This window comes from Aquabacterium sp., assembly GCF_050725395.1.
In the GTDB taxonomy this organism is placed as follows: Bacteria; Pseudomonadota; Gammaproteobacteria; order Burkholderiales; family Burkholderiaceae_C; genus Aquabacterium.
In genome coordinates this window covers 14,895-33,294 of record NZ_JBOHHL010000037.1, presented here as the reverse complement: position 1 = coordinate 33,294, position 18,400 = coordinate 14,895, and the positions used below count along the sequence as shown (strand labels likewise).

Genomic DNA, 18,400 nt, shown 5'->3' with positions numbered 1-18,400 from the left:
CCATAAAGCGCCATACCGGCTAGAACCGCGGCCGATATTCTGTTGAATTTATTCATATCGGTGCATGCGAGGCCCAAGATTTCACTCTAGCATGAAGCCCAATGCTTCCATGCCATGGGAAGCACCTTAACTTTCCAGCTATTCGTTATCGATTGCCACATTTGAATGACCACTGAATTGCAAACCGAACGCGTCGGCGCCACCCAGGTCATGACCCTGGTCGGTCCCGCCACGCGAAATGCCCTGTCTCCTCAGGCGTACGCGGCCGGCATCGAGATCCTCAACATGGCCGAGTCCAACGATGATGTTCGCGCGGTGATCCTGACCGGGGCCGGTGATCATTTTTGTGGCGGTGGCGATCTGCAGCGTTTAACCCACAACCGCCAGCACGATCTGCCCAAGGTGGCCGAGCACATCGACGCGTTTCACCAGTGGATCGAGGCCTTGCGGAGCTTTCCCAAACCCGTGATCGCCGCGGTCGAGGGCGTGGCAGCGGGCGGTGGACTGTCATTGGTGCTGGCCTGTGACTTGGTCGTGGCGGCAGAAAACGCGCGCTTCGTGTCGGCCTACAGCCAAGTGGGCTTGTCGCCGGATGGCGGCGCCAGTTGGCACCTGGCCAGGCTGCTGGGTCGCGGCCCGGCCTTGCAACTCTTGTGGCAAAGCGCGCCCATTTCGGCCCAACAGATGGCGCAGTGGGGTGTGGTGCACCAATTGGCGCCAGCGGGCACCGTGCTTCAACAGGCCTTGAACTGGGCAGAACAACTGGCCCAAGTGCCCCCTGGCGTGTTGACCAGCGTCAAGGAGCTGGTGAACGACGCCCCGGCCCAGACACTGCGTCAGCAACTGGACGCCGAAAAACAACACTTCATGGTCAACCTGCTCCGGCCCGAAGCGGGCCAGGCGATCGACCAGTTTCTCAGCCGGAAGACGAACTGAGCGCGGCGGCCCGGAGGCTTCGGGTGGCTTGCGAGCACAAGCGCCCCACCGCATCAAGCTGGGATTCCTCGAGCGGCTGACCGGGCATGCGGATGGTCAAGCGCCCACGGTTGACCGTCATCACCAGGGTCAGGGTGTCGGTCCACCAGGTGGTGGCGGCTTCTTCCAGCACCGACAGCAGGTCATCGTCCAGCCATCGCCGGGCCACGGTTTCGGCATTGGAGAGCACGACGAAGCGCTTGGCCAGGACAGCCGGCTCGGTCAATGTCACACGCGGGTGCATGGGCAGCCAACGCATCTCATCCGGCAAGGTGTTGTCGACCTGCGTCTGCATGGCGTTGGTGAAACTGCTGAAGACCTCGGTTTCGAGCGTGTGCGCCAGGACCCGGCTGACCAGCAGGATCTGCACATCGGGCGAGAGCTTGGTCTCGCTTCGGAATCGAAGTTCCTTGCCATGGATGTAGGAGCGCTGCGACGTGCCCCATTCCACCCGCCAATCTTGGTCCTCGACCTGGACGACATGGCCGCCGCCGTCCTTGTCTCGCACGGTTTTGTAGGCGTGCCCTCCGGCCTTGGCCCAGTTGGACAGAACCTGTCCCTCGTCACCCTTGCCAGAGCCGGGTGCGATCATGCGTTTGATGGTTGCAAACATGCTGGTCAGCGAAGCGCTGGATGAAATTGGAACATCACAAGGTAATGCGGCCATTCTGCATGCGAACGAGGGGCCTGTGAGACCATGTTTTCACCATGATGGCCTGTCCGGAGGGACTCGAACCCCCGACCTATTGCTTAGAAGGCAATTGCTCTATCCAGTTGAGCTACGGACAGCCAAGGTGCGATTTTACGGCCTGCCCGACACCCGGCGGTCAGCGCTTGCGCGGATGGCTGGCCCGAAGCGCCTCGATGGCAGCGCCGCCTTGCCCGAATTACAACAGTTACAGAAACCTGGCGGACCATTTCGGATGGTGGTGCAGGTCACCGTGAACATTGCACACGCGCGAGGACACGGAGTTCGACCCCAGACCCCTGGGTGGGCTGAGCATGAAAAAAGCCAGCAGATCATCGATCTGCTGGCTTCTTCAATTTTTGGTCGGGGCGGTGGGATTCGAACTCACGACCCTCTGCTCCCAAAGCAGATGCGCTACCAGGCTGCGCTACGCCCCGACAAGCCTGTGATTATAGCCTGCATTCCGGGCGCCGCCGCCTGAAAATTCTTCATTGGCAGGTTGTCGACAACAGATTGTTCGATGCCGTGGTTTTCATCATCACGGTCGTCTTGGCAGGAATGCTCAAACCGGCCAGAACGGCGTCGGGGAATTTGCCCGCACCTTCCATGGTCGCGGCCCACTTGGCACTGCTGGTGATGCTGACCTGGCCGCTCACCGGACCGGTGAAGCTGACAGGATCATCACAACGACCCGTGAAGGGAACGGTGCCGCCATTGGGCGTGCCGGCCACCAGCTTGCACAGCGGGTTCATCTTCGAGAAGGTGTTGAAGATGGTGGTGGGGGTGGTCAGCGTCGAGGCGACCTGGGCGGGCAGGCACACACTGGAGCTGCCCAGGTTGCCAATGCTGTTCAAGCCAACCCTCGCGTTGGTCTTGACCGAGGTGGGCAAGGCCGAACGCACTTGGGCAACGAACTGGGACATCACCGCGGTGGAGTCACGTCCATTGATCAAGACACGGTAATCAGACCGCCACTGACCTGGCAGCAGACCTGCCGCACCAGCTTGTGCCGCCATGCCCATCACCACCACGGCCCCAGCGAGGGCCTTCATCACAAAACGCTTTTGCACACTTCTATCCACAAGAAACTCCAACCAATGATGGGCAACAACACCCGACATCCCGAATTTTGGGCCGTCAAAATATTCATGCTCGTTTGAAAGTGACCATACGTAACGACTGCTGCCGCCATGGTTACATTGTGGTGCCACTTCACTTGCATTAATTCGTGATTTGTGACCACGTTTTCTCTAATCGCTTGATGCTCACGGGCTGCGGTGTTCGCAATTCCTGGGCGAACAAACTCACCCTCAATTCTTCCAGCAGCCACCTGAATTCGTCGGTGCGAGCATCGACGACGCCCTTGAGATCCGCCAAACGACGGGTATAGCGTTGCTCCAGTGGACGCAGTTCGGCCAGCCGCTGAGCATCGCGCGCCGGGTCACCGCGCAGTTTTTCCAGCCGCAAGGTGATGGCCTTCAGGTAACGCGACAGATGTTGCAATTGGCCATACGGTGTAAGGACCACGAAACGCTTGGGCATGAGCCGCTGCAACTGCGCGGTGATGTCGTCGTGCACCTCTTTGGGTGGTTTGGCATCCTTGAGCTTGCGAATGGCCGCGGCGTAATCCACCAGCACGGTGCCGGTCAGGCGTGCCACTTCCTGGGCGATCAGGTTCAGGCGCGTGCGGCCCTCTTCGATGCGCGCCTTGAAACTGGCGGCATTGTTGGGCAAGGGGTCGAGCAGGAAGGCACGGTCCAGGGCCAGGTCGATGATCTGTTCACGCAATTCGTCGGACGTGCCGAGGCTCATGTAGGTCATGGCCATCTTCTGCAGGTCCGGAATGTTCTTTTCCAGGTATTTGAGGGGATCCTTGATCTGCAAGGCGATCAATCGGCGCAGGCCAATGCGGTGCTTCTGGGCGGCCACGTCGGGTTCGTCGAACACCTCGATCTCGACATGCGCCCCCTTGTCGATGAGCGCCGGGAAGCCGATCAAGGTGTGCCCCCCCCGCTGGATCTCCATCAGTTCAGGCAGCTCGCCGAACGACCAATCGGTCAGAGGCTGCGGGGCCTGGGCCTTGGGAAGCTTGGTGATGGCGCCACCATCCGCGCCCTTGGTGAGCGATGGCGAGGGGGCTTTGCTGAACCGGGGTGCGGCATCGGTCGCACCCGCCATGGATTCGTCAACCCCGGTGACGACCGCCTGGGCTTTCAGCGTGGCCAGGGCTTGGAAGGCACCGCGCGCCTCGTGTCCCAACTCGGCCTTGAGCGCAGCCAGATTGCGGCCCATGCCCAGTTGCCGGCCATGTTCATCGACCACGCGGTAGTTCATGAACAGGTGCGGCGACAGCAGCTCCTGCTTGAAGTCAGCGCGCTTGATGTCCAGCTGGGTCTTGTCGCGCACCGCCTTGAGCAAGGCATCGAGCATGCCGCCTTGCGCAAAGGGCACAGCCTGGATGAACGCTTCGGCGAAGTCGGGCAAAGGCACCAAACGCGCACGCGGTTTCTGGTGCAGGCTTTTCAGCAGGGCCAGCACTTTGTCCTTGAGCATGCCCGGCACCAGCCATTCGCCGCGCTCTTCACCCACCTGGTTGAGCGCGAAGATGGGCACGGTCACGGTGACGCCGTCCTTGGCATCGCCGGGATCGTGCAGGTAGGTGGCCGCACAGTCGATGCCACCCAAGCGCACGGTTTTGGGAAAGGCGCTGCTGGTGATGCCAGCGGCCTCGTGGCGCATCAGCTCTTCGCGCGTCAGGTGCAGCAGCTTGGGGTTCTCGCGGCTGGCGTGGCGGTACCAGCGCTCGAAGGTGGCGCCTGAAACGACCTCGGGCGGGATCTGCGCTTCGTAGAAGGCGGCGATCAGCTCGTCATCGACCAGCACATCCTGCCGGCGCGACTTGTGTTCCAGCGCCTCGACCTGGGCGATCAGCTTGTGGTTGTGCGCCTGGAAAGGCAAGCGCGTTTCCCACTCGCCATTGACCAGGGCCTCGCGGATGAAGATCTCTCGCGACAGCACCGGATCGACCAGACCGAAGTTGATGCGTTTGTTGCTGTAGATCACCAAGCCATAGAGCGTGGCGCGTTCGAGCGCGACGACTTCGGCGGCCTTCTTTTCCCAGTGCGGCTCCAGCATCTGCTTCTTGAGCAGGTGCGCGCCGATCTGCGTCACCCAGGGCAGCTCGATGTTGGCAATGCCCCGGCCATACAGCTTGGTGGTTTCGACCAGCTCGGCGGCCAGGATCCAGCGTCCAGGCTTCTTGGACAGGTTGGCGCCGGGGTGCTTCCAGAACTTGATGCCGCGCGCGCCCAGGTACCAGTCTTCGTCTTCGCTCTTGCAGCCCAGGTTGCCCAAGAGACCTGAAAGGAGCGAGCAATGCACTTGCTCATACGTTGCGGGGCTGCCGTTGAGGCGCCAGTTGTGCTCGGCGACCACGGTGTGCAGTTGCGTGTAGACGTCCCGCCATTCGCGCACGCGGCGGGGGTTGATGAAATGCTCGCGCAGCAGTTGTTCGTACTTGCGGTGGCTGAGCTTGTGCTGTTCCGGAGCGCCGGGCGCCTGGTGGCCGTGGCCGCCGCGCGATTCGTCCAGCCACTTCCACAGCTTGAGCGTGCCCATGAACTCCGACTTCTCGTCGTCGAACTTCTTGTGCTTTTCGTCGGCCGCCTGCTGGTGCTCGATGGGGCGGTCGCGCACGTCCTGCACGCTCAAGCTGGAAGCGATGACCAGCATCTCGGCCAGGGCCTGGCGGTCCTTGGCTTCCAGGATCATGCGGCCCACGCGGGGGTCCAGCGGCAGGCGGGCCAGCGTTTGCCCCAGTGGCGTGATCTCGTTGACGTCGTCCACAGCCCCGAGTTCGTTGAGCAGCTGGTAGCCGTCGGCGATGGCCTTGCGCAAAGGTGGCTCGATGAAGGGGAAGTCGTCGACCAAGCCCAGGTGCAAGGACTTCATCCGCAGGATCACGCCAGCGAGCGAACTGCGCAGGATCTCGGGGTCGGTGAACTTGGGCCGGCCGTTGAAGTCTTTCTCGTCGTACAGGCGGATGCAGATGCCGTTGGCCACGCGGCCGCAGCGCCCTGCCCGCTGGTTGGCCGACGATTGGCTGATGGGCTCGACCTGCAGCTGCTCGACCTTGTTGCGGAAGCTGTAGCGCTTGACACGCGCCAGGCCGGCGTCGATCACGTAGCGGATGCCGGGCACGGTCAGCGAGGTTTCGGCCACGTTGGTGGCCAGCACGATGCGCCGCGCGCCGCCGGTGCGGAAGACTTCGTCCTGCTCCTGCTGGCTGAGGCGCGCGAACAGGGGCAGGATGTTGGCCACCATGCGCTGGTGGGCGATGTGCTTGCGCAGTTGGTCGGCCGCCTCGCGGATCTCTCGCTCGCCGGGCAGGAAGACGAGGATGTCGCCACTGCCTTCGCGCCACAGTTCGTCCACCGCGTCGGTGATGGCTTCGTTCAGACCGTAGTCGCGGCTGTCTTCGAAGGGACGCCAGCGTTGCTCGACCGGGAACAACCGGCCCGAGACCATGATGACAGGCGCCGGGCCTTTGCTGGACGCGAAGTGCTGCGCGAAGCGGTCCGCATCGATCGTGGCCGAGGTGACGATGATCTTCAGGTCGGGCCGGCGCGGCAGCAACTGGCGCAGGTAGCCCAGCAGGAAATCGATGTTGAGGCTGCGTTCGTGCGCCTCGTCGATGATGATCGTGTCATAGGCGCGCAGGTCCGGGTCGGACTGCGTTTCGGCCAGCAAAATGCCATCGGTCATCAGCTTGACCGAGGCGCCAGGCTGCAGCCGGTCCTGGAAGCGCACCTTGTAGCCCACGACCTCGCCCAGCGGCGTGTTCAGCTCTTCGGCGATGCGCTTGGCCACGCTGGACGCTGCAATCCGCCGCGGTTGCGTGTGGCCGATCTGCTGCGCGCGCTTGCCCGGCACGCGCGGCTGTCCCCAGCCACCCCGCCCCATGGCCAGGGCGATCTTAGGCAGTTGCGTGGTCTTGCCCGAGCCGGTCTCACCACACACGATGATGACCTGGTGCTCGCGCAGCGCGGCTTCGATGTCGGCGCGTTTGCCGCTGACCGGCAGCGATTCGGGGAAAGTGATGGGGGGCAGCAAGGGAATGGGGCGTTCTGGTCGGGACAAGAATGGGATTATCTGTCGCGCGGGCGCCGCCCAATGCCCGTAACATGTCGGCTGGCATTCCTTCCCCACTCGAAAACGCTCTCTGCCCCATGGATCTGGTTTTTCCCCACACCTTCGTGCCCTGGTTTCGCTCGGTGGCACCGCACATCCATGCGCACCGCGGCAAAACCTTCGTCGTGGGGCTGTCGGGCGAACTGATCGCCGCCGGCAAGCTCGAAAGCTTCGTTCAAGACCTGGCGTTGATGCACGCCATGGGCATCAAGATCGTGCTGGCCCATGGATTCCGGCCGCAGCTCGAAGAGCAACTGCGCGCCAAGGGCCAGGAATCGAAATTCAGCCACGGCATGCGCATCACCGATTCGGTGGCGCTGGACTGCGCGCAAGAGGCCGCTGGCCAGTTGCGCTACGAGATCGAAGCCGCGTTTTCGCTGGGCTTGCCCAACACGCCGATGGCCGGCGCTTCGGTCAGCGTCATCTCGGGCAACTTCGTGACGGCCCGCCCCGTGGGCATCGTCGACGGCGTGGACTTCATGCACACCGGCCTGGTGCGCAAGATCGACGCGATGCCGGTGCGCCGGGCCATCGACACGGGGGCCATGGTGATGCTGTCGCCCTTTGGCTTTTCGCACACCGGCGAGGCCTTCAACTTGAGCATGGAGGACGTGGCCACCAGCGCCGCCATCGCCCTGCAGGCCGACAAGCTGATCTTCGTGACCGAGGTGCGGGGCATCTTGCAAAGCGTGGTGCAGTCCCCCGACAAGGCCGTGGAGCTGGAAGCCACCCAGAACAACGACGACGAGATCGACCAGGAGCTGGCCCTGGCCGACGCCAAGCGCCTGGTCGCCACCCTGCCCAACCCCATGCAGCCCACCGACACGGCCTTCTACCTGCAGCACGCGGTCAAGGCCAGCGAAGGCGGTGTCGAGCGGGTGCACATCATCCCGTTCAAGGTCGATGGCGCCCTGCTGATGGAGGTCTTCACGCACGATGGCGTGGGCACCATGATCGTCGATGAAAAGCTGGAAAGCCTGCGCGAGGCCACGCACGAGGACGTGGGCGGCATCCTGCAACTGATCGAACCATTCGAGCAGGACGGCACCCTGGTCAAGCGCAGCCGCACCGAGATCGAACGCGACGTGGCGCAGTACACCGTGATCGAACACGACGGTGTGATCTTCGGCTGCGCCGCCCTGCACGCCTATCCGGAATCCGGCACCGCCGAGATGGCCGCACTGACGGTGTCGCCCAATGTGCAGGGCCAGGGCGACGGCGAACGCATCCTCAAGCGCATCGAGCAACGCGCGCGCGCCATGGGCATGTCGACCCTGTTCGTGCTGACCACGCGCACCATGCACTGGTTCATCAAGCGCGGCTTTGCACCGGTGGATCCGGCCTGGCTGCCCGAGGCCCGCAAGCGCCACTACAAGTGGGATCGGCGCTCGCAGGTGCTGGTCAAGCCGCTGAAGTAACGGGCCATCAGCGGCCGATGAAGGTCCGGAAGCCTTCGGGGCAACGGCCGTTGCGGCTCACCACGGCGTCCGACAAGGGCCGCGCCGAAGGTTGCAAGTACTTGTTGACCTGGGTGGCCACTTCCAGGTCCAGGCGCTTTTGCAAGGCATCGCTCGTCATTTCCCTGGCCACGCCAGCGATGTTCACCGACAAGGGCACGGACAAGGCCTGCTCGAAGCTGCTCAACACCAAGCTGGACTGGGCCACGCACGCGGGCCGCTGGGACTGGTCGACCAAGGCCACGTAGCGGCCACCCAGACGCGCATCGAGCGTGGCCACCGGGCCAACGGTGGCATCGCAATCGTTGCCTGCGGATTGGCCGACCTTGGCGCTGTGCGTGCCCGGGCCCAGCGTGCCGCCCACGCGAACCCGCAAGGGGCCATCGTCGCCTTTCTGGCCATAGCCCAGCCAGATGGGCAGGTTGAGCGCCTGCTTGAACACCGAGAAACTGGTGCTGCTGCAAGCGACACTGCCAGGGTGCGCGGCATCGACCTGCGTGTCGGGCAGCTGAACCGCCAGGCGGCAATTGATCTGGCGTTCGCCACCCGCGGCCACCACCAGGCTGCAATCCTGGTTCAAGGCCGACGCCGGCTTGAGGGCGGGCGCCGGCGGTCGGGACGAACAAGCGGCCAAGGCCGCGCAAATGGCACCAATGGCCAAGACACGGCTGGCGGCGGTCCGTGAATCACAACATCTCATGGAAGGTTTCTCCTGCGGGGACCGTATCCTTCCACGAAAACCGCCAGGTTTTTCAGGGCCAAATCAGCTTTACCCGCCACCCTGCCCTCACCAGAGGCGGCCAATGCCCGTACCATTGCGGGTTGGGTGCATCCGGCGCCCGTTCAAGTGATTTTTTCGGAATCGACCATGGCACGCACCATTCAATGCACCCACCTGAAGAAGGAGGCCGAAGGCCTCGACTACGCGCCCTACCCCGGCGAGCTGGGCAAGCGCATCTACAACGAGGTCAGCAAGGAAGCCTGGCAGCTGTGGCTCAAGCACCAGACCATGCTGGTCAATGAAAACCGCCTGAATTTGGCCGACGCCCGCGCCCGCCAGTACCTGGCACGGCAGATGGAGCAGTTCTTCTTTGGTGGCGGTGGTGACCAGGTCCAGGGCTACGTTCCCCCATCGCAGTGAGCCGTCCTGCGGGTAAAACCTGAAGCAAAAGCCGAGTCGCCCCGCTCGGCTTTTTCGTTCTAGAGGGTAACATTCACCCGCGCAAGGGAGAGGTCGGCCACACCGGCCAGCAACGTCACACCACAAGGACGCACATGAAGTTCAACACAAGCACACTGGCAGCCTGCGTGCTGCAAGCCGCCGCCTTGACGGCATCGACCAGCGCGCTGGCCCAGGTTCAATTGCCCCCATTGGCGCTGGCGCTCACCGGACAGGCCAGCAGCGTGGTCCTCACGCCGCCCACCGCCTACCTCATCGGCGCCAATCCTTTGCTGTGGAACGGCATCCTTGGCCTCTTCGGCCCCGATGTGAAGCCCTATTCGGAAGGGCTGCGCATGCTGACCATCAAGCAAGCCATCAAGCTGCGGCCCGTGCCCAGTGCGCCCAAGCCGCCCGCCACGGTGTTCGCCAACAGCTACACCCAGGCCATTTCGTTCGGCGACAGCATGAGCGACACCGGCAACCTGTACGACAGCCTCGAACACTTTGGCGGCAAGGGCATGCCAGCCCCACCCAGCAACCGCGGGCGCTTTTCCGATGGCGTCGTGGTGATCGAAGCCATGACCAATGCGCTGAACCTGCCTCTCGTGAACTACGCCTTCGCGGGCGCACGCTCGGGCATGAACAACCTGATGCCGGTCTACGGCATGCAGCAAGGCATGCTCAAGCAGATCCAGGATTTCCTGGACAACCAGCCCAGCAGCAGGGCACCGGTGGACGCCAATGCCCTGTACGTGTTGTGGACCGGCCCCGATGACTTCTACGCCGATGGCAACATCTTCAACAAGCTCACTTCCACGCAGATCACCAACCACATCAACCAGGGCATGACCAGCTTGTACAAGCGCGGCGCACGCCACTTCTTCGTGCCGCTGATGCCCGACCTGAGCATCACGCCCTCCGCCCACGACCACAACAAGACCTTGGGCAACTACCTGGTCAACGCCAAGGCACGCAGCGCCGAGTTCGCCAGCATGCTGACCAGTTCGCTCAAAGCCTTCGCCAAGCAATACCCGTTGGCCAAAGTGCACACCTTCGACACCTACACCTACTCGCAAGTGCGCATGGTTCAGGCGGCAGCGGAGGGCAACAACGTGACGGAGCCCTGCTACACCCCAGTGTTCCCGGGCGTGCCAGGCCCCGTTTGCGCCCAGCCCGACAAATACCTGTTCTGGGATGCCAACCATCCCACCTCGGCTGGTTCGACGGTCATTGGCACGGACTTCGCGAAGTCCTTGGTGGAAACCGCGCCCCTGCCCTCCCGGTGAATGCAAGGCCGCGGATGAGGCTTGCTTGATCCCCCGCGTTTGAGTGTCCGCTTTTCACGGACTGAGTCACATTGAAATGCCACAATAAAACACGAGCTTTGTTGCTCGTGTTTCGTTATACGCATCAAATTAACTCAGGAGAGGCTCGACCATGAAACTCAAACCAATCGCATTGGCTTCCTGGCTGTTCCCGGCCGCCTTGATGGCATCGTCCAATGGGGCCTCGGCCCAACCGATTCCCCCTGCGATCCTGGCAGCCACTGGCCAAATCAGCGGCGTGGCGCTGTCGCCCTTGACCGTCTATGCCATCGGCATCAATCCGCTGCTATGGGCTCCCATCGCCGCCAGCTTCGAACCTTCGTTCAGGCCGTATGCGGAAGGCATCCGCCAACTGACCATTCGGCAGCCCATCAGGTTGCGGCCAGTTTCCCAGCCACCTGTGCCGCCTGCAGAGGTGTACGCCAACAGCTACACCCAGGCCATCTCGTTCGGCGACAGCATGAGTGACACGGGCAACCTCTTCGGCAGCATCGAGCAATTCGGAGGACGCGGCATTCCTGCCGAACCCAACCACCGTGGCCGCTTCTCCGATGGGGTCGTGGTGGTCGAGGCGATGACCAATGCACTGAACATCCCGCTCGTGAACTACGCCTTCGCTGGCGCGCGCTCCGGCACCGACAACCTGGTGCCGGCTTACGCCATGCAACAGGGCATGCTCAAGCAGATTCAGGACTTCCTGGACAACCAGCCCAACGCCAACGCACCCGTGGATGCCAACGCCTTGTATGTGTTGTGGACCGGACCGGATGACTTCTACGCGGATGGCAACATCTTCCACAAACCGACCTCAGCGCTGGTCGCCAACAACATCAACAAGGGCATGACCAGCTTGTACAAACGCGGCGCGCGGCACTTCTTCGTGCCCCTGATGCCCGACCTGAGCATCACGCCCTCCGCCCATGAACACAACAAGACCTTGAGCAATTACCTGTCCAACGCCAAGGCGCGCAGTGTCGAGTTCGCCGCCTTGTTGAGCGACACGCTCAAGGCCTTCGCCAAGCAGTACCCCGAGGCCACCGTGCGCACCTTCGACACCTTCACCTACTCGCAGGTGCGCATCGTCCAGGCAGCCGAGGACGGCAACAACGTCACGGAGCCTTGCTACGTGGCCATGAACAAGCCGATCTGTGCACAGCCTGACAAGTACCTGTTCTGGGACACCAACCACCCAACGGCTGCTGGCTCGACGGTCATCGGCACGGAATTCGCGAAGGCGGTGGTGATGGATGCGCCGCTGCCCTCGCGTTGAGCGTTGAGCCCCTCCGGGGGCTCATCACTCCGGCATCAGGAAATCACGACTGATGCCATAGCCCAGGTCACCCACCCGGTCGAGGAACTGGGTGAGGTAGGCGTGCAGGCCGGTGGCCAGGATCTCGTCGATGCGGCCGTACTGCAGGTCGGCACGCAGGCGACCAGCGCGGCGCAAGGTGTCGTCGCTCTGGTCATTGGCCACCGCGCGCAGGTTGCTGACCACCTCGTTCATGCTGGCCAGCAGCGAGCGCGGCATGTCGGGGCGCAGGATGAGCAATTCGGCGACCTTCTCGGGCCGGATCACGTTCCGGTAGACCTTGCGGTAGACCTCGAAGGCCGAGACGCTGCGCAGCACGGCAGACCAATGGTAGAAGTCGACTTCCTTGGTCTCGTTGCCCGCGCCAGATCCGAAGAACTCGGTGTCCAGGCTGTGGAACTTGACGTCCAGCAGGCGGGCCGTGTTGTCGGAGCGTTCCAGGAAAGTGCCGATGCGCTGGAAGTGGAAGGATTCGTCCTGCAGCATGGTGCCCAGGGTCACACCGCGCGACAGGTGCGAGCGGAACTTCACCCATTCGAACAACTCGGCCGGGTCCTTCTTCAAGGCGCCGCTGCTGAGCAGGCGGTTGAATTCCAACCAGGTCTGGTTGGTGGTTTCCCAGACCTCGGTGGTCAGGGCACCACGCACCGCGCGCGCGTTCTCGCGCGCCGCCCGCAGGCAGCTCAGGATGCTCGATGGGTTGTTCGCATCGCTGACCATGAAGCTCATGACGTCGCGCGCAGTGATCTTGTCGAAGCGTTTCTGGTAGTCGTGGGTCAGCTCGCTGATGCCCAGCAGACCCTTCCAGCCTTGCATCGCCGCGGTTTCCGACTGCGGCAGCAGGGAGGTCTGGTAGTTGACGTCCAGCAGGCGGGCCGTGTTCTCGGCCCGCTCCATGTAGCGGGCCATCCAGAAGAGGTGGTCGGCAGTGCGAGAAAGCATTCGGGACTCCGTGTGTGGAGTGTGGAGGTTCAGACGTGGTTCCAGCCGGTCGGCCGGGGTGCTGTCTTCCGGTGGTTCGGGGGGCTGACTTTGAGCGCGAGAGCCGTCGTAACGCATGGTGGGATCCTCCTCATGCTTCCAGTACCCATGTGTCCTTGGTGCCACCGCCTTGTGAGCTGTTGACGACCAGGGAGCCTTCCTTCAGGGCCACGCGGGTGAGTCCGCCCGGCACCATCTGAACGGTCTTGCCTGACAGCACGAAGGGCCGCAGGTCGATGTGGCGGGGCGCGATGCCCGACTCCACGAAGGTGGGGCAGGTCGACAGCGACAAGGTCGGCTGCGCGATGTAGTTGCTGGGGTTGGCCAGCAGTTGCTGGCGGAACTCCTCGATCTCGGCCGTGGTCGACGCCGGACCGACCAGCATGCCGTAGCCACCCGCGCCGTGGACTTCCTTGACGACCAATTCCTTCAAATTGTCGAGCACGTACTTGAGGTCGTTCTTGTCCCGGCCCAGGAAAGTCGGCACGTTTTGCAGAATCGGTTTCTCGCCCAGGTAGAACTCGATCATCTTGGGCACGTAGGGGTAGATCGACTTGTCGTCGGCGATGCCGGTGCCGATGGCGTTGGCCAGGGTCACGTTGCCGGCGCGGTAGGCGCGCAACAGGCCGGCCACGCCGAGGGTCGAATCCTTGCGGAAAACCTCCGGGTCCATGAAGTCGTCGTCGACGCGGCGGTAGATGACATCGACGCGCTGCGGGCCCCGCGTGGTGCGCATGTAGACGAAGTCGTCCTTGACGAACATGTCCGCGCCTTCGACCAGCTCGATGCCCATCTGCTGGGCCAGGAAGGCGTGCTCGAAGTAGGCCGAGTTGTGCATGCCCGGCGTGAGCACGACGGCGGTGGGCTCGTTGACCGAGGCCGGGGCCACGGCGCGCAGGGTGTCGAGCAGCAGGTCGGGGTAGTGGGCGACCGGGGCGATGCGGTGTTCCGAGAACAGCTCGGGGAACAAACGCATGGTCATCTTGCGGTTCTCGAGCATGTAGCTCACGCCGCTGGGCACGCGCAGGTTGTCTTCGAGCACGTAGTAGGTGCCCGAGCCATCGGAGTTGCAGGCGCGGACGATGTCGATGCCAGCGATGATGGAGTAGATGTCGCCCGGCACCTTCAGGCCCATCATCTCAGGACGGAACTGGGCGTTCTTGAGCACCGGTTCGGACGGGATGATGCCGGCCTTGAGGATTTCCTGGTCGTGGTAGATGTCGTGCAGGAAGCGGTTCAGGGCGGTCACGCGTTGGCGCAGGCCCTTTTCCATTTCGCGCCACTCATGCGCCGGGATGATGCGGGGAATGAGGTCGAAAGGGATCAGGCGTTCGTTGCCGGCGCCCGTTTCGTCCTTGTCGCCGTACACCGCGAAGGTGATGCCGACCCGGCGAAAGATCATCTCGGCTTCTTCACGGCGTGAGCGCATCACGTCGCGTGGCTGCTTGGCCAGCCATCGGTCGTAGACCTGGTAGTGGTCGCGCACCTGGGCGCTGTTGACGTGCATTTCGTCGAAGAATCTCATTGACTTCGTCCCGTCAGGGAGTCCCTTGAAAACAGCGGTCTGACAAAGTAATGCATGGAGTGTGCCAACCCCCAGCGCCGAATCGGGCCATGGCACAGCTTCTGGGCGAAATGTCGTTGAAATGCCAGTGCTTGGTGCAATATCGTTCCAACTTGGTGCTCACGTCAACACTTTGACGTTTTCCTTCAGCAAACGGGTCGTGACACGCACCACCAGGGTGTGTTTTCCGCCTCCCCGGATCACACCGCGCAGAGGTGTGACGTCGCCGAAATCCCGGCCATGGGCCACCCGGACGTGGTGCGTGTCGGGCACGCAATCGTTGGTGGGATCCAGATCCAGCCATTCGCCATCGGGCAGCCCCAAGCCGGGGCACCAGACGCTGACCCAGGCGTGCGAAGCATCCGCGCCAACCAAGGGCGCCTGGCCCGGCGGCGGCAAAGTCAGCAGATAACCGCTGACATACCGCCCCGCCAGGCCGCAGGCGCGCAAGCAGCCCAGCATGAGGTGGGCAAAATCCTGGCAGACGCCCTTGCGCTGGTCGAACACGGCCAGGATGGGCGTGGAAATGTCGGTGGAGGCGGGCGCGTAACTGAAGTCCGCGTGGATGCGGTTCATCAGCTCGATGACGGCCTCGGCCAGGGGCCGGTCGTCTTTCAAGGATTTGGCGGCGTAGTCGCGCAACTCGTCGTGCATGGGCACGAAGGGCGAGGCATAGGCGAACTCACTGGCGCCTTGAAAAGCAGCTTCGGCCCGGTAGGTGAGCAGTTCGCGGGCTTCGCCGCAGGTGGCACCTTTGACCGGATCCAGGTCGCGGTAGCGCGCTTTGACGCGCACCTGGCTGCGGGCCACCACCTTGAGCTCGCCATGGGCCGCGTTGAGCGCGAAATAGGCGCGGCTGTTGCCGAAGGCGTCGCGGCGCGTGCTGTGCTGGGCCGGCAAGGGGCTGACGCTCATCTCGAACTGCTCCAGCATCTGGCCCTCGTCCGACAAAGGCCGCAGGCAGGCGATGTGCTGGGCCATGTCGACCGGGCGCGCGTAGCGGTACAGGGTTTCGTGCTCGACGGTGAGCCTTTGCGCCAAGGGTTGCGGATCGGTCACGCGCTCACCATCTGTTCGGTCGGTTCGGAGTGGGCGAAATAGCGGCGGCCCAGTTCGTCGGACAGCATCCAGCCCGCGTCCATCAGGCGCTGGGCCAGGATCTGCAGCGCGGCATTGCCCAGCTCGGGTTCACACAGCTCTTCCAGCGTGACGCCCACGCCTTCTTGCGGCAACAGGGCCAACAGGTCTTCCTTGGGGCCGGCGCGCTCGGGCAACTTGCCCAGTTCAGTGCGCAGGCGGCGCAGCACGCAGGCCAAGGAACGCGGGTTGGTTTCGTCGATCACCAGCATGGCCAGCAAGGCGGGCAATTCCAGGCGACGCTGGAAGCGCGCGCGGAAGGTGATGGCGCTGTCGAACAGCATGAGCAGCAGGTCGAAGCCTTGCGGCGTGTGCGTGGCCTCGCGCTGCCAGAAGGCCTGCAGGATGCCCGCATAGCTGACCAGGCGCTCGATCAGCCGGCCCACGGTGAGCAGGCGCCAGCCGGCATCGCGTGTCATGCGGTCGGTCTGCGATCCCGTGACGGCGGCCAGTTGCATGGCCAGGTGGTCCAGCGCCTCGCGAACCCGGATCAGGTCGGGCAGGTTGTCGAGGTCGTCTTCGTCCGCCAGGTCGTCAGCTTGCCCGCCAAGGTCATCGGAGCGCATCAGGCGCTGGCGGAAGTTCTCGCCCAGGGCCCGCAAAAGGCGCCAATGCTCGGGCGACAGGCGCTCGCGCAAGGCCTGGGCCGAACGCTCCAGCGCCCCGAGGTTGTAGGCCAGGCTGTAGGCGCCCTGCTCTGCCCGCGAGTCGCCGAGGGCCTCCACGGTGGCCCGTTCGAACACGCGGGGTGATTTGGTCAGACTGGGCGTGCCATCGGGCACGAGGCCGTTGACACGGGCCAGGTCGGACAAGGCTTCCAGCACGGCGGGGTCGGTCTCGTCGTCGTCGGCCAGCACACTGGACAGGCCTTGCACGAGGCGCAACTGGAACTCGGTGCGCTCGGTGTAGCGGCCCATCCAGAACATGCTTTCGCCCATGCGGCTGGCCACCGGGCGCTGGCGCTGCACCAGGTCTTCGACGTGCAGCGACTGGTGCAGCATCGAGAAGGTGTCGACCGGTCCATCGGTGATGACCCAGGTGTCCAGGCTGCTGCCGCCCAATTGCATGGACACCGGGCCGGAGTCGCGGGTGGCGATGCGGGTCATCCCGCCCGGCAGCACCTGCCAACCGCCCTTGCCATCGGCCAGGGCATAGACCCGCAGCGAGGCGCCACGCATGCTGCACTGGCCTTGCGACCACACCGGCAACTGGGCATAGGGCACGAAGTTCTGCAAGGTGTAGGCCGCCCGGTCGCGCTCGATGCGCGCGGCCCAGGACTTGAGGGCGGAGGCGTTCAGGCTGGGGCCCACCACCGCATCGAAAGGCACGCTGCCAGTCGGACCACTGAATGGATAGGTCGGCCGGATCACCTGCTCGCCCAACTCGGCCTTGACGTCCTGCCAGGCCGCGTTCTCGCCGCACCACCAGGTGGGCAGGGACGGCAGCATCAACTCCTTGCCCAGCACATGGCGGGACAAGGCGGGCAGGAAGCCATGCACCGCGGGCGATTCCAGGAAGCCGGTGCCCAGGGCATTGGCCATGACCACATTGCCCGCGCGCACGGCCTGCATCAGGCCCGGCACACCGAGGGTGGAGTCGCTTCGCAATTCCAGCGGGTCGCAGTAGTCGTCATCCAGGCGGCGCAGCAGGCCATGAATGGGCTCCAGGCCCTGCACGGTCTTGAGGTAGAGGCGCTCGTCGCGGACGGTGAGGTCGCCCCCTTCGACCAGGGGCAGGCCCAAGTAACGGGCCAGGTAGGCGTGTTCGAAATAGGTCTCGTTGTAGGGACCGGGGGTCAGCAGCGCCAGGCGCGGCGACTGGCCATTGGCACAGGGCTCGGCCAGGGTTTGCAGGGTCTCGAGCAGGCGCCGGAAACCACTGGCCAGGTGCTGCACGCTCATGGCCCGGAAGGCATCGGGGAACAGGCGCGAGACGATCAGCCGGTTCTGCATGACGTAGCCCAGGCCCGAAGGCGCCTCGGTGCGCTGCGACACCACCCACCAGGCGCCATCCGGCGCGCGGACCATGTCGAAAGCGACCACGTGCAGGTAGACGCCACCCAGCGGCTTGACGCCATGCAGACCACGCAGGTAGCCCGGGTGACCCAGCACCAGGGCCGCCGGCAGATAAGCGTCCTTGAGCAGCTTTTGCTCGCCATACACATCGGCCGCGATCTGGTTGAGCAGGTTGGCGCGCTGGGCCGCCCCTTGCTCGATCAGGCGCCAATCCTGCGGCTCGATCAGGCGGGGCAAGACCTCCAGCGACCAGGGGCGCGAGGCCGCGCCTTGCGCACCGTAGATGTTGTAGGTGACCCCATCTTCCTGGATCTGCCGGGCCAGCAAGGCCTGGCGCTGCCCCAGGTCGTCCAGCGGGCCGCCCAAGTGCTCCGCGAACGCGGCCCACCCTGGCCGAAGGCTGCCATCGGCGGCACGGAGATCGTCGTAATGCCCGGCCTCCACGGGGCGCGCACGGCGCAGCAAGGCCTCAGCGACGGTGGGCTGATCCGGGTCATCGTCAAACAACTGCAGGGAGGAAGGCATCAGTGGGCAATGAAAAAGGCAGCTTCGCGCGAACTGCCCGTATTGTCAAAGACCTTGCAAGATTTTGACCAA

The 18,400-nt window shown here is 63.8% G+C and carries 13 protein-coding genes and 2 tRNA genes; 5 read left to right on the top strand and 10 right to left on the bottom strand.

What is annotated here, in order from left to right; genetic code table 11:
- Window positions 1-165: 165 nt before the first annotated feature.
- Window positions 166-936 (top strand): oxepin-CoA hydrolase, alternative type, encoded by a 771-nt coding sequence (locus ACREB4_RS18060; protein WP_431589631.1) that lies wholly within the window; start codon window positions 166-168, stop codon window positions 934-936.
- Here ACREB4_RS18060 and ACREB4_RS18055 read toward each other — a convergent pair.
- The 5 genes from ACREB4_RS18055 to hrpA form a co-directional block, all read right to left on the bottom strand.
- The gene (locus ACREB4_RS18055) at window positions 917-1,588 is read right to left on the bottom strand and encodes a hypothetical protein (RefSeq protein WP_431589630.1); all 672 of its coding nucleotides are present in this window, start codon (window positions 1,586-1,588) and stop codon (window positions 917-919) included. The genes ACREB4_RS18060 and ACREB4_RS18055 overlap by 20 nt on opposite strands.
- Before the next feature lie 99 nt (window positions 1,589-1,687).
- Window positions 1,688-1,764, bottom strand: a tRNA-Arg gene (locus ACREB4_RS18050).
- Window positions 1,765-2,023: 259 nt separating this feature from the next.
- Window positions 2,024-2,100: transfer RNA gene (locus ACREB4_RS18045), tRNA-Pro, on the bottom strand.
- A gap of 51 nt (window positions 2,101-2,151) precedes the next feature.
- Window positions 2,152-2,715, bottom strand: coding sequence for a hypothetical protein (locus tag ACREB4_RS18040; RefSeq protein ID WP_431589629.1), 564 nt, complete (start codon window positions 2,713-2,715; stop codon window positions 2,152-2,154).
- 169 nt (window positions 2,716-2,884) lie between these two features.
- Window positions 2,885-6,802 (bottom strand): ATP-dependent RNA helicase HrpA, encoded by a 3,918-nt coding sequence (gene hrpA, locus ACREB4_RS18035; protein WP_431589628.1) that lies wholly within the window; start codon window positions 6,800-6,802, stop codon window positions 2,885-2,887.
- Between the two features lie 89 nt (window positions 6,803-6,891).
- On the opposite strand from hrpA, the gene argA reads away from it, so the two are divergent.
- A complete protein-coding gene (gene argA / locus ACREB4_RS18030) occupies window positions 6,892-8,271 on the top strand; it encodes an amino-acid N-acetyltransferase (RefSeq protein WP_431589627.1) in 1,380 nt (459 codons plus the stop codon).
- 7 nt (window positions 8,272-8,278) lie between these two features.
- Here argA and ACREB4_RS18025 read toward each other — a convergent pair whose 3' ends face one another.
- Window positions 8,279-9,010, bottom strand: a complete 732-nt coding sequence (locus ACREB4_RS18025; protein WP_431589626.1) for a hypothetical protein — start codon at window positions 9,008-9,010, stop codon at window positions 8,279-8,281.
- 168 nt (window positions 9,011-9,178) lie between these two features.
- Here ACREB4_RS18025 and ACREB4_RS18020 point away from each other — a divergent pair, with 168 nt between their 5' ends.
- The 3 genes from ACREB4_RS18020 (at window position 9,179) to ACREB4_RS18010 (ending at window position 12,067) form a co-directional block, all read left to right on the top strand.
- A complete protein-coding gene (locus ACREB4_RS18020) occupies window positions 9,179-9,451 on the top strand; it encodes an oxidative damage protection protein (RefSeq protein ID WP_431589625.1) in 273 nt (90 codons plus the stop codon).
- Window positions 9,452-9,585: 134 nt separating this feature from the next.
- Complete coding sequence (locus tag ACREB4_RS18015) at window positions 9,586-10,758, top strand: SGNH/GDSL hydrolase family protein (RefSeq protein WP_431589624.1); 1,173 nt, start codon at window positions 9,586-9,588, stop codon at window positions 10,756-10,758.
- Window positions 10,759-10,909: 151 nt separating this feature from the next.
- Complete coding sequence (locus ACREB4_RS18010) at window positions 10,910-12,067, top strand: SGNH/GDSL hydrolase family protein (protein ID WP_431589623.1); 1,158 nt, start codon at window positions 10,910-10,912, stop codon at window positions 12,065-12,067.
- A 24-nt stretch (window positions 12,068-12,091) separates the two neighbouring features.
- On the opposite strand, the gene ACREB4_RS18005 is transcribed toward ACREB4_RS18010, so the two are convergent.
- The 4 genes from ACREB4_RS18005 to ACREB4_RS17990 form a co-directional block, all read right to left on the bottom strand.
- Entirely contained in the window at window positions 12,092-13,048 is a 957-nt protein-coding gene (locus ACREB4_RS18005; RefSeq protein ID WP_431589622.1) for an alpha-E domain-containing protein, read from the bottom strand.
- Between the two features lie 130 nt (window positions 13,049-13,178).
- The gene (locus ACREB4_RS18000; RefSeq protein ID WP_431589621.1) at window positions 13,179-14,612 is read right to left on the bottom strand and encodes a circularly permuted type 2 ATP-grasp protein; all 1,434 of its coding nucleotides are present in this window, start codon (window positions 14,610-14,612) and stop codon (window positions 13,179-13,181) included.
- Between the two features lie 159 nt (window positions 14,613-14,771).
- A complete protein-coding gene (locus tag ACREB4_RS17995) occupies window positions 14,772-15,710 on the bottom strand; it encodes a transglutaminase family protein (protein WP_431589620.1) in 939 nt (312 codons plus the stop codon).
- Window positions 15,707-18,328 carry a circularly permuted type 2 ATP-grasp protein gene (locus ACREB4_RS17990; protein WP_431589619.1) on the bottom strand — a complete coding sequence of 874 codons (2,622 nt, stop codon included), beginning with the start codon at window positions 18,326-18,328 and terminating at the stop codon, window positions 15,707-15,709. The genes ACREB4_RS17995 and ACREB4_RS17990 overlap by 4 nt, the downstream gene beginning before the upstream one ends.
- Between the last annotated feature and the right edge of the window lie 72 nt (window positions 18,329-18,400).

Coding starts and splice junctions, on each gene's coding strand:
- ACREB4_RS18060 (WP_431589631.1), top strand. CDS start 166: ATGACCACTGAATTGCAAACCGAACGCGTCGGCGCCACCCAGGTCATG.
- ACREB4_RS18055 (WP_431589630.1), bottom strand. CDS start 1,588: ATGTTTGCAACCATCAAACGCATGATCGCACCCGGCTCTGGCAAGGGT.
- ACREB4_RS18040 (WP_431589629.1), bottom strand. CDS start 2,715: ATGAAGGCCCTCGCTGGGGCCGTGGTGGTGATGGGCATGGCGGCACAA.
- argA (WP_431589627.1), top strand. CDS start 6,892: ATGGATCTGGTTTTTCCCCACACCTTCGTGCCCTGGTTTCGCTCGGTG.
- ACREB4_RS18025 (WP_431589626.1), bottom strand. CDS start 9,010: ATGAGATGTTGTGATTCACGGACCGCCGCCAGCCGTGTCTTGGCCATT.
- ACREB4_RS18020 (WP_431589625.1), top strand. CDS start 9,179: ATGGCACGCACCATTCAATGCACCCACCTGAAGAAGGAGGCCGAAGGC.
- ACREB4_RS18015 (WP_431589624.1), top strand. CDS start 9,586: ATGAAGTTCAACACAAGCACACTGGCAGCCTGCGTGCTGCAAGCCGCC.
- ACREB4_RS18010 (WP_431589623.1), top strand. CDS start 10,910: ATGAAACTCAAACCAATCGCATTGGCTTCCTGGCTGTTCCCGGCCGCC.
- ACREB4_RS18005 (WP_431589622.1), bottom strand. CDS start 13,048: ATGCTTTCTCGCACTGCCGACCACCTCTTCTGGATGGCCCGCTACATG.
- ACREB4_RS18000 (WP_431589621.1), bottom strand. CDS start 14,612: ATGAGATTCTTCGACGAAATGCACGTCAACAGCGCCCAGGTGCGCGAC.
- ACREB4_RS17990 (WP_431589619.1), bottom strand. CDS start 18,328: ATGCCTTCCTCCCTGCAGTTGTTTGACGATGACCCGGATCAGCCCACC.